The organism is Stappia sediminis, from assembly GCF_009826895.1.
Classification (GTDB): Bacteria; Pseudomonadota; Alphaproteobacteria; order Rhizobiales; family Stappiaceae; genus Hongsoonwoonella; species Hongsoonwoonella sediminis.
This window is the reverse complement of sequence record NZ_WUMV01000001.1, coordinates 645,982-657,491: the sequence shown is the minus strand read 5'-3', so window position 1 is coordinate 657,491 and position 11,510 is coordinate 645,982. Positions and strand designations below refer to the sequence as shown.

Genomic DNA, 11,510 nt, shown 5'->3' with positions numbered 1-11,510 from the left:
TCCGGACTTCGGAGAGAAACATGGCAAGGTTGCCGCGACGTGCGGGCTATATGTATTTCGAGGTGTCGGACGAGGAGTTGGCGAAGCTTGCCGAGGCGTTCGAGACGAAGACCGGGCACCCGATCGAGATTACGCCCGAACTCGCCGGGGATTTCCGCATGGCGCTCGGGTATGCCCATGGTGCTGCCCATGCAGTTATGCCCGAATTCGGGGAAGCGCTTTCCGACTACTACGAAGAGAATTTCCGTCGCCACGCAGACGCTACGACAGGGGAGGAGCGGCAAGAATATTTGGAAGCGGCGAATCGCGCGCGGCTGGCGCGCCATGCGCCGAAGGATGATCCGCAAGTTTCCGATCTCCTGCGCGAGGTGAAACCGATCATCGCGGCACTGCGGAAGCTGGAGGGGATCACTTCCGCCGTTCAGAGCGGCCCGATCGAAGGCAACGACCTCGAGCTTTTCCTACTTCTTCAGCCCGCCCTCAAGGCGATTGTTGCCCCGGATTTCGAGGGCATTCCGGGCATGGACGGCGATCCGGTGCACATGCATCTGTCGGACCTTCGCGGCTTGCTGCCGCCGGTCATCGACGCGCTTGAACACGTCGCCGAAGAGCTTTCGGCGACCAGGGGCAAGGCCGGTCGCGCGACCTACGATTGGTATGACATTTTCCTTGCGCCCGTTCTGCGGATCGCCGAGCACAACGGGATCAGGCTTTCCGTATCCACCGATCCCGTCACGAACGAACGAAAGGGTGCGATTCTCGATCTGGTCGAAGCTTTCGAGGGTTTTCTGGTTTCCCCGATTCGCTCCGACAACCGGAACACGCTGCACAGCCGCTTCAAACGCAGCCTGAAACGGCTGAACACCGCCAAGGCTCAAAACCCTCCCGAAAAATCTGGAAACTGAGCCTTTCGACGCCATCGCCTGCTTGCGCTTCATTTCCTGCAACGGGACGCAGATGTCCCGATTTGCCAGGAGATGGAACACGATGGCCAAGGCCTTTTTCCCGAAGATCCCGCCCAACGATAAGCCCCCCGCTGCAGATGCTCCCGTCTACCTGACCGTCCGCGAGACGGCGGACTATCTGCGCGTGTCGAAGAGTTTCCTGGACAAGGCGCGCGTTGCGGGCAACGGGCCGCCGTTCGTGCGCTTCGGCAACCGCGTCCTCTATCGTCGCGATGATGTCGACGCCTGGGCCACGGGGCGTCGGTTCTCGTCGACGTCCGAATACGAGATCGAGGACGCTGCGGACAAGCCGCGCCGCTGATCGGCGGCGCGGCCCGTATCTCGGCGCGACGCGAGCATGGGTCTGTCGTCAAGTATTCATATCCAACAACGTGATATTATATACTATGATGTTTTGTGTATTATTGTGTTTTGGGAAATATACAACATGTATAGGTAACCGATACAGGCATGACAATTTCCCAAATTCCAAGTATATATAAATTTATCCAACCCGAGACTACACCGTGCGAAGGGAATCCGTCCCGAAGCCGAACCGGAGAGTGGAACGAAGATGGAAAAATTCGTCATCGGTGAGCCGTCCTTCGCCGACCTGATCGCCCGCATTGAGGCAGAACGCGCGACGCTCGGGAGCAAGGCAGCGCATTGGACCTCCTCGCTGAGGCAGATGGCGGGATACCTGGGCCGGCCGCCGGAAACAATCCCGGCCCGCGCCAGCGCGATCGCACAGCAGGTACGGCGCCTGCACCCGGAACGGCTCGGCGTCAACGCCAAGACCTTTGCGAACCATCGCTCGAACGCGGCGGCGGCGTTGAAGTGGGGGCTCGATCTCGGTGTCACCACGCGGCGTGGCGCGCCGCTGTCGCCGGCCTGGCAGGGGCCGTGGAACGGTGTCGAAGGGTTTCGGGACCGGTCGCATCTGTCGCCTTTCCTGCGGTATCTGTCGGCCGCGGGCGTCGCGCCCGAAGAGGTGCGTGATGCGCATCTCGACGCCTATGCTGCCTATCGCGCGGAAACCTCGTTCGATGTCTTTTCCGCCAGCCGGCGTCGGTCGCTGGTACGGGCGTGGAACGCCTGTGTTGAGACCGTGCCCGGCTGGCCCGAGACCCGTCTCGCAGAGCCGCCGATTGCGGACCGCATGTCCGGGCCGAAGGACGCGGACTTCCCGGACGGGCTTGCCGCTGACATCGAGGCGTATCTTGAAAAGATGACCCGCCCCCACCGCGGCGCGAACGGCAAGCGGTATAGAGGCTGGTCGGACGGGACAGCCGATCTCGCCCGCCGCAAGATCGGCGCCATGGTGCGCATGGCCGTGCGCGAAGGTGTGCCGCTTTCCTCGCTCACCGGTCTCGACCTCCTCTGCCAGCCCGATGTGGTCGAGAAGATTCTAGACGCCTACTGGCACAAGGACGGCGATGAGCCGTCGGTCTACACAATCGATCTCGCCTTCTTCATCGTCGCGGTGGCGCATGCGTGCGAGGGGCTCACGCCGGACGAGATGGAGCGGCTGAAGGACCTTCGTGACCGGCTCGACGAGTGTCGTCCGCCGAAGATGACGGCGAAGAACATGGACGTCATTCGCAAGGTGCTGGGCTCCGACGTCTGGGCGGAGGTTGCCGGGCTCCCCGACCGGCTGATGGCCGAGGCAAGGGCGGATCTTGCGCGCTCGCCGGTCAAGGCGGCGGTGACCGCACAGATGGCAGTCGCCATCCGCCTCCTCACGGTGGCGCCGGCACGCATGGCGAACCATGTCTCCGGGCGCATCGGTCATCACCTGACCCGGCCGGACGGTCCGAACGCGCCGTACTGGCTGGTCTTTCCCTTTTCGGAGGTGAAGAACAACGTTCCGCTGGAGTTCCCGCTGTCGAAGGAAACGAGCGCGCTGATTGATGAATACATCCACATCTTCCGTCCGAAGCTCATGCGCGGGGCAAACCACGATTATCTCTACCCCGGGGAAGGGCGGGATCGGAAGGACCAGAAGACGCTCGCCGACCAGATCGCGCTGCGCATCTGGAAGACGATCGGGTTGAAGATCACGCCGCACCAGTTCCGCCACGCGGCCGCCGCGATCATCCTGCGCGGGGCGCCAGGCAACTATGAGCTCGTCCGCCGCATTCTCGGCCACCGCAACATCCAGACGACGATGAACTTCTACGTCGGCCTGGAGACGGCGGAAGCGACGCGCCAGTACGGCGAGTTGATCGAGCACGGCCTCAGGCAGCGCGCCGGAGAGCAGGCATCCGGTCGGGCTCGGCGGCGGACCCTGTCGAACAGCCGCAAGGGGCGCTGACGATGGATCGCCCCGTCCGCTCGCTGCCTCCAAACCTGTGGCCCGAAGCCGATCGTCGGGCGTGGCAGGGCGCCTGCCGGCCGGGCGAGCGGCTTGCCCGAGGTGGGTGCGCGTCCCAGCTCAAGCCGATCACCCGGGCCGATCTCGCGCGCCGCTACGGCTATCTGCTCGACTTCTGCGAGCGTACCGGCGGCCTGGACCTTGCAGCGCCTGCGGCGGCCCACGTCCGCCCGGATATTCTCGATCCCTTCCTCGAGGAACTTCGCGCCCGCGTGAGCTCGGTGACGTGTCACGGGACCATCTACAAGATCCGTCGCTTCGCCGTGATCCTCGCGCCGACTACCGACTTCGGCTGGTTGCGCGAGATCGAACGCGACCTCGACCTGGAAAAGGTCCCGCATCCGAAGCACGACCGCATTGTCAATGCCCGGCTTCTGGTCGAGGCGGGATTGACCCGTATGCAGGAAAACCAAGCCACTGCGCGTGCCGGGTCCGTCAATGCCGCCACCCGCTACCGCGACGGCCTCATGGTCGCGCTGCTCGGCTGCTGCCCGATCCGCCTGAAGAACCTCGCAAGCCTCAGCCTGGGCCGCCAGATCCGCGACATCGACGGCGCTTGGCGGATCGTGCTGCCGGCCTCGGAGACCAAGACCAACCGTCACGACGAAAGACCCGTTCCCGCCTTCCTCGCGCCCCGCATTGCCACCTGGCTCGAACTGCGCGAGACGGTCCTGAACGCCACCAGTCCCGGCTTCTGGATCGGGCGCGGCGGCGCGCCGCTCTCATACCTTGGCGTGGAAGGCGCCATCGCCCGCACGACCAGGGCGTCCCTGGGGCGCGCCATTTATCCGCACCTCTTCCGCGACTGCGCCGTCCAGCTCGTCGCTTCCGAGGCCGGCGAGCGCATGGGGATCGCCTCCGCAACCCTCCAGCACGCCGACCCGAAGATCACCGAGGCGCATTACAACAAGGGCGCCATGGTCGAGGCCGCACGCGCCTACGAGTGCTTGCTCGGCGGGTTCGTCGTGAGCATCGAGGATGGCGACGGCGAAGGCGACTGAAGTGCATGGCGCCAGCAAGCAACCGCATCGATCTCGGACGTTGGAACATCTGCTTGTGAGAGACCCGGGTAGTTGGGAAAACGGATCCCAGCTGAGGTGCAAATAAATTCCGTTCGGGTGGGAAAATGGCATGCAAGCCCGGCGATCGCAGGTCGCCAATATGCCGAAAATAGACATCGGACCCTATCTCCAGAACAACCGAGAACGCCTCTTCTCTGTCATGGCTGCACAGCGCTGAATGGCAGTAGCGGGTGGATTTGCGATTTTCGTGGCTATAGGACTGGCAATTACCTAGCCTTCCAGCGTGTTCCAGATCATCAACTACGCATCCAAGGCTTTCGCGATGTACTACTGCCTGCAGGCGGTTATCGCGGCGATCCTGACAAGGAAAGAAGGCGTTTCCTTCCGCTTCGCGTTCTATTCATGCCTTTCGCTCGTCAGCCTCGCCATTGTCATCTTCGGCACGTCCGTTGAGAACGGGACCGACTGAAGCGCAAATGCCTTACGCCCGGCAGGCCGTTTCGCTGTCTCCGACCCAGCGGCGGATATCGCCAACAGCGATCAGGCTTCCCTTGCTGCCTTCCTGAGCCCGATTTTGCGATTTTAGGGCTAGGTTCGTACGGATATTTACGTAACGTTAGTTTTTCGTGCAAGATGGCCTGAAGCGCAGGCCGATTGATCTGCGCATGAGTGTCGCCGGATCGAGGACCCGGCGACTTGCCGGTCCAACGCTCAAGAAGGACCCGGAGCGATCAAGCGCCCGGGCCGGCCGGTTTCCATGCCCGTTGCAACGCGCGAGAGCGGTGGTGAGACGCATTGCACATCACGAAACAGAAAGCGTCAGTGCAGGAGGTAATTACATGCGATACTTGGGTTTACTGACTGCATCGATGATGCTGCTTGCAACAATGTCGGCCTCGCAGTCACAGGAGGCGGCGGACCTCCTCTTGACGAACGGTTTCGTCTATACGGTCAACGAGGGCCAGCCGAAAGCCGAAGCGATTGCGGTGCGCGGCAATGAAATCGTGTTTGTCGGCTCCGCAGAAGATGCCAGAGCCTACGCCGGGGACGGAACCGAAATTGTCGATCTGGCGGGTAAGATGGTCCTGCCGGGCTACGTCAGTACGCACGACCATATCATCGGCGCGGCATGGGTGAACCAGGGCGTCGACCTGAACAGCGCCACGAACAAGGAAGAGACCCTTCAGCTTATCCGCGACTATGTGGAGGCCAACCCCGATCTCCCGATCGTTCTGGGGCAGGGCTATAATCCGGGGTTGATGGGCGGCATCCCGACTGCGGCCGAGCTTGATGAAATCGTGCCGGACAAGGTCGCGCTCATCATCGATTGGACGCTTCACAATGCATGGCTGAATACAAAGGCTCTGGAAGCGGGCAACATCACCAAGGACACCCCCGATCCCACGCCCGGCGTGAACTACTGGGTTCGCGACGAGGAGGGCAATCCCACTGGCGTCGGTATGGAGGGCGCCTGGTTTGCCGCATATATCCCGGTCGCCTGGGATGCCGAGAAGATGATCAGCGAAAGCCGCGCCAAGCTTCAGGCCCAGGCGGCCGCCGGCGGCATGACGACGGTTCTCGTGCCGCAGATCGTGACACCCAACGTCACCAATGCGCCCGGCATGTTCAAGGATGCCGAAACGACGATGAAGATCCTGACGGCAGCCAACGAAGCAGGCGAGTTGCCGATACGTACCTTCGTATCCCCCAGCTACAAGGACGTATCGGCCGATCCGGTGGAATTCGCGGAGCGCGTCCGCGACATGGCGGATCGCTACAAAGGCGATATGGTCCGGGTGCACGGCATCAAGCTGCATCCCGAAGGCACGTGGTCCGGCATGGGCGTCCTGATGCTGGAACCGTTCGAGGGAACGGACAATTACGGCGCTTCGGTCGTGTCTCCAGACCTGATGAAGGAGGTGGTGCTGGCGGCCAATGCCCAGGGGCTCGATGTCGTCTCGCATGCCGAGGGATCTGCAACCGTGCGCGGGATGATCGACGCCATCCTGGCCTCGCGTGAAGCCGGCAACACCGACGAACGCAATGCCATCCACCATTTCCAGATCGTCCACCCGGATGACCAGCAGCGCGTGATCGACAACCGCATCCCTGTCAATGTCACGCCAATCTTCTCGACCGATTGGGCCGGGCAGGATACGGACTACAAGAAGCTGCTAGGCGGGGAACGGGTGCTCAACTATGTCGGGCAATACGCCAAGGCCGCGGACGCAGACTGGAGGATGCTCAGCATATCCGCCGACTCTCCATCTTCCCCGATGTCCAACGTCGGCATGCTGAATCAGATCTACGGGGCGGTATCGTTCAAGAGTACGCTCCAGCCCCCCGAAGTTTCAAAGCCGTTCCCGCCAGGCGCCCAGCATCTGACCATTGAACAGGCTATCAAGGCGGTCACCATCGGCCCGGCCTGGCAGCTCAGAATGGAGGACAAGATCGGCTCCATTGAGGTGGGCAAGCTGGCTGACTTCGTGATTCTGGACCGCAATATCCTGGAACTCGACGACCCGGAAGAGCTGCTGGAGACCAGGGTTCTGGCGACAATCATGGACGGTGCTTTCCGTCACCGCGACGGGCTTTAGGCACAGCAATGCACGGGCTCTGGTGGGCAATGGCCGGTTATCTGACCAGGCGGGCATTCCAATCGCGATGCGGCGACACAGACAAGTTCAGAAACGGAGGTAATCACATGCGTTATTCAAAGTTTTTGGCCGTTTCAGTTTTGCTGATAGGGGCAACCTCGACGTCGTTTGCCCAAGAGGCGGCTGACATCGTGTTCACCAACGCCAAGGTCTACACCGTCAACGAGGACCAGCCGTGGGCGGAAGCTGTCGCTGTTGCCGGCAACAAGATTGTCTATGTGGGCGATGCCGAAGGCGTAAAAGCCTATCTGGGCGACGACGTCGAGGTGTATGACCTGGCGGGCCGGACAATCCTTCCGGGTTTTATCAGCGCTCATGACCACTTCATTTCCTCCAATTGGACGATCGGTGGCGTTCAGCTCTTCGAGTATGACACGAAGGAGGAAGTGCTTCGGGCCATCAAGGAATATGCTGAGGCCAATCCGGACCTCAAGGTCATTCGCGGTGTGGGGTGGAGCGCCGGCAAGTTTGGCGGCAATCCCCTCGCGACTGAGCTGGACGAGGCCGTCCCGGACCGTCCTGCCATCATGCTGGACTTTACGATCCATGATGCCTGGCTCAACACCAAGGCGTTCGAGGCTGGCGGTGTAACGAAGGACAGTCCGGACAAGTTGGAAGGCGTCTCGTTCTGGGAACGCGACGAAGATGGCAATCCGACGGGTGTCGGCGTCGAAGGGCAATGGATGAAAACCTTTGTCGACATCGGTGCCTGGGATGCCGATACGATGATACCGGAGAGCATCAACAAGCTTTTTCCACTCGCGGCGAGCAACGGTCTGACAGCAGTACAGAACACCGGCATCGTGACGCCGAACGTCACGGATACGCATGGTGGAATGGAAAGCGATTTCGAGGCGGCGCTCGAATACCTTCATGGCCTGGAAGAAAACGGCGAACTTGTCCTGCGTACCTTCCCGCAGCCTATGTTCAAGAACATAAATGCCGACCCCAAGCGGTTTATCGATTTCACCGTGAAGATGCGTGACAAGTATAACAGCGACATGCTGCGCGTACAGTCGATCAAGATCCACCCGGAGGGCAACTGGGTCGCTGAGGTTGCGCCCTTCCTCGAACCCTATGAATCCGGCAAGACGGGCTCATTCAACGTCAGACCGGATACGATCAAGGACGTTTTTGTCGAAGCGGCTAAGCAGAATATCGATGGGGCCGCCCACAGCGACAGTTCAGGCACAGCCAGGGCTGTCATTGATGGAATTATCGCGGCAAAGGAGGTCGATCCGAATTCCCGCAGTGCGATCCACCACGCCACCTGGATTCATCCGGACGACCAGAAAAAGATGATCGAGAACAAGATACCCGTCAACGCGACGCCCAGTTTCACCACCGATTGGTCGAACACCGACAAGGATGCTCTGCGTTTGTTGGGCGAAAAGCGGGTGGAAACTATGTTTGGAAAGTACCAGGATTTCGCCCGCGCCGGAAACTCGGTCTCCATCGCCTCCGATGTCCCCAGCACCCCGGCAGTAATGCAGGCGCCCATGTATGTCATCGAGGTCGCCACGACCAATGTTCAGCCCGAAGACCCGAATTCCAAGGCGTTTCCGCCAAACGTGGAGCCGATGACGATTGAGCAGGCCATCCGAAGCCACACGATCGAAGCGGCCTGGCAAATGCGAATGGAAGACAAGATCGGCAGCCTGGAGGTCGGTAAGCTCGCCGATCTTGTCGTGCTGGACCGCAACCCGTTGGAAGAAGATCCGAGTGATCTGGCTGATGTCGAGGTGATCGCGACGATGATGGATGGACGCTTCACCTACGTGAATTCCGAATGGCTCCAGCGAGAAGACCTGTGGGGGCTTCGTCCGCATCCGCGCCGCACCGTGCCGTAAGGATTCAGTAGTTCGCCGCCCGATTTTCGACAAGTCGGGTGGCGTTACCACTCATTCGCTTCGCTTACCGCTTGGGCGCATGCTCCAATTCGTGAAGAGTTGAAGACTTTGATTGGTGTTTATCGCTCAAAATTGCTCATCTCCACAAGCACTGCTTTGAAGGCAATGATAGGCAGCAAGATCACCTACGCCGAGCCTTCCATCGCCGCCGGGGCACTGTCCGATCCCCACATCAGATACCCCTGGCAGGAGTGATAAGGATCGCCTGTCGGAGAGGCAGCGTTCATTGGCCTCTTCCCGCCGGCACTCCGGCGGGAAGAGGTATTGAGCGAAGTACTATTCAGCGTATGAAGGGAAGTTCTCCATGTTTCGACCTGTCATCAGCATAGCAGCGCTGATTGTTGCGACTGGCGTGGCCTCCGCGCAGACTGCGCAACCGGCGGACTTTGTGTTCACCAACGGCAAGGTCTACACCGTCGACAAGGACAATTCCTGGGCTGAGGCCGTTGCCGTGCGCGGCAACGAGATTGTCTATGTCGGCGACGACACCGGCGCGGAAGCGCTGGTGGGAGACGGAACCGAGACGATCAACCTCGAGGGCAGGATGATGCTGCCCGGGTTCGTCGAGGGGCATTTCCATACGACGACGCAGGGCATCATCCTGCACGGCCCCGACCTGCAGACCGACACCATGGACGAGTTGCTCGCCAAGCTGAAGGAGTATGCAGACGCCAATCCGGATCTGGAGTTCATCAACGGATGGGGCGTCCGGCCCAACCTGTATGGACCTGGTGAACCCACCGCAGAGATGATCGACGCGGTCGTTCCCGACAGGCCCGTCTATCTCTGGCAGGTCGACGGTCATTCCGCTTGGATCAATACAAAGGCCATGGAAATGGCAGGGCTCGACAAAGATACCCCCGACACTGTGCCGGGTGCGTCCTATTTTGTGCGTGACGATGACGGCAACCCCACCGGATACATTGTGGAGGTTCCGGCCCAGATTGAAATTCTGAACAAGTTCGTCACGATCGATGCGGATTATATTCGCGAAGGCATGGCCAGGTGGTTCCCAGAGTATTCCAAGGCCGGTATCACCGCCGTTCATGATTTCGGCTGGGCCGGGGTCGACCAGGACATGGCGATCGGGATCCTCAAGGGTTTCGAGGAAGACGGTACGCTGGGGATGCGGATCTACGGCAGCTATTACTGGAACGATGCCAGTATAGACCCCGTGCCGATTGCGAAAAAAATGCGCGACGAGAACCAGGACGGACTCGTGCAGGTCAACGCGCTCAAGATCAACATGGATGGAGATGACGACAAGTACAGCGCTCTTCTTGTGGAGCCATATTCCGATAACCCCGACGCCGATCCGGAACCCATTATCCCGTTCGACGTGATGCAAGACGCGGCTGTGCGCGCCGACAAGGAAAAGCTGCACCTTCTCTGTCACTGCTTCGGGGATCTCGCGGTGCGGACGTTTCTGGATTATGTCGAACTGGCGAAGGAAGCCAACCCTGAATGGGATCGGCGGGCAGTCGCATCACACGCGACCTTGGTGCATCCGGACGATTATCCGCGCTTCAAGGAACTGAACGCCACCTACGATACAACAGGCCAGTGGATGGCACTTGACCCCTATACCGGAGCGATCTCGCCCGAGCGTTATGGCCCGGAACGCATGAAGCGTCTGTTCCCGATCAAGGCGATCCTCGAGGCGGGTGGCAATGTCTCGCTGGGCTCGGATTTCCCGGCGGCTGCCTATGTCGCCGACTACAAGCCTCTCAACGCCATCACCCAGGCCGTGACGCGCCAGATGCTCGGCAAGCCTGATATGCCGATATTAGGTGGTGAAGGCATGAGATTGTCCGTGGCCGAGGCGATCCGCGCCAACACCTACGGCGCGGCCTATGGCACCGCCGTGGAGGACAGGATCGGTTCGCTCGAGGTGGGCAAACTGGCCGACCTTATCGTGCTCGATCAGAATCTTTTCGAAATCGACCCCCACGATATTTACAAAACGAAGGTCGAGCTGACGATGATGGACGGTACCGTCCGGCACCGCGAGGGGCTCTGATACGCATGGCGTCGTAGAGAGGCGGCGCCTGGCGTTCATCTGAATGGCCGGGCGCCAATATGATGCCTGAAGCTGAATGACGAAATCTTCTACACCCTGCGGGAGCACGGGTGCTGAGCGAGTGGCGGCGACGCCACAAAAATCCTTTTGGGCCGCACTCCTGGTTTCGTCCTGACCGGCGGACATGTCTCAGACTACAACACTTTCAAGCCCCTGTTAGAGATGCCGGCAAGCCGGCTTCCAGCTTCCTCGCCTTCGTTCAACTCGCAACGATCAGACAGCGGATTAGGTTTATCCACACGACCAAGTCGGAGAGGCGTCTGAGCAAATGCCTGCCGAAGTAATGATACTCCGGCCCGAAAATCCAATTGGAAATATGCATTAATCGGTGAAGTGTTTCGTGCGGAACATTGTTTTTATGGTAATCTACTATATTGATACAAGTAATAATCGATTGAGTTCATTTGCGCCCTATTTTTCGAGGCAGCGTCGAAATTTACAGAAACCGATGCGATTTTTCGTATTCGGCCTAGTTGGGAGGCGTCTGACATGTTGGTGCGGTTGTATGTATCGGCCTTTTTTG

8 protein-coding genes are annotated in these 11,510 nt (G+C 60.1%); all 8 read left to right on the top strand.

Annotated elements, in window-relative coordinates; genetic code table 11:
* Positions 1-20 precede the first annotated feature (20 nt).
* The 8 genes from GR183_RS03060 (at position 21) to GR183_RS03025 (ending at position 10,927) form a co-directional block, all read left to right on the top strand.
* A complete protein-coding gene (locus GR183_RS03060) occupies positions 21-905 on the top strand; it encodes a hypothetical protein (RefSeq protein ID WP_160774092.1) in 885 nt (294 codons plus the stop codon).
* Positions 906-987: 82 nt separating this feature from the next.
* Positions 988-1,266 (top strand): helix-turn-helix transcriptional regulator, encoded by a 279-nt coding sequence (locus GR183_RS03055; RefSeq protein WP_160774091.1) that lies wholly within the window; start codon positions 988-990, stop codon positions 1,264-1,266.
* Positions 1,267-1,518: 252 nt separating this feature from the next.
* Complete coding sequence (locus tag GR183_RS03050) at positions 1,519-3,258, top strand: tyrosine-type recombinase/integrase (protein ID WP_160774090.1); 1,740 nt, start codon at positions 1,519-1,521, stop codon at positions 3,256-3,258.
* A gap of 2 nt (positions 3,259-3,260) precedes the next feature.
* Positions 3,261-4,319, top strand: coding sequence for a site-specific integrase (locus tag GR183_RS03045; RefSeq protein ID WP_160774089.1), 1,059 nt, complete (start codon positions 3,261-3,263; stop codon positions 4,317-4,319).
* Positions 4,320-4,623: 304 nt separating this feature from the next.
* Complete coding sequence (locus GR183_RS03040) at positions 4,624-4,809, top strand: Aq_097 family APC-type transporter (RefSeq protein ID WP_160774088.1); 186 nt, start codon at positions 4,624-4,626, stop codon at positions 4,807-4,809.
* Between the two features lie 370 nt (positions 4,810-5,179).
* On the top strand, positions 5,180-6,937 hold the full coding sequence (locus GR183_RS03035) for an amidohydrolase (RefSeq protein ID WP_160774087.1): 1,758 nt from the start codon (positions 5,180-5,182) through the stop codon (positions 6,935-6,937).
* A 107-nt stretch (positions 6,938-7,044) separates the two neighbouring features.
* On the top strand, positions 7,045-8,847 hold the full coding sequence (locus tag GR183_RS03030) for an amidohydrolase (RefSeq protein ID WP_160774086.1): 1,803 nt from the start codon (positions 7,045-7,047) through the stop codon (positions 8,845-8,847).
* A 364-nt stretch (positions 8,848-9,211) separates the two neighbouring features.
* The gene (locus GR183_RS03025) at positions 9,212-10,927 is read left to right on the top strand and encodes an amidohydrolase (RefSeq protein ID WP_160774085.1); all 1,716 of its coding nucleotides are present in this window, start codon (positions 9,212-9,214) and stop codon (positions 10,925-10,927) included.
* Positions 10,928-11,510: the final 583 nt, after the last annotated feature.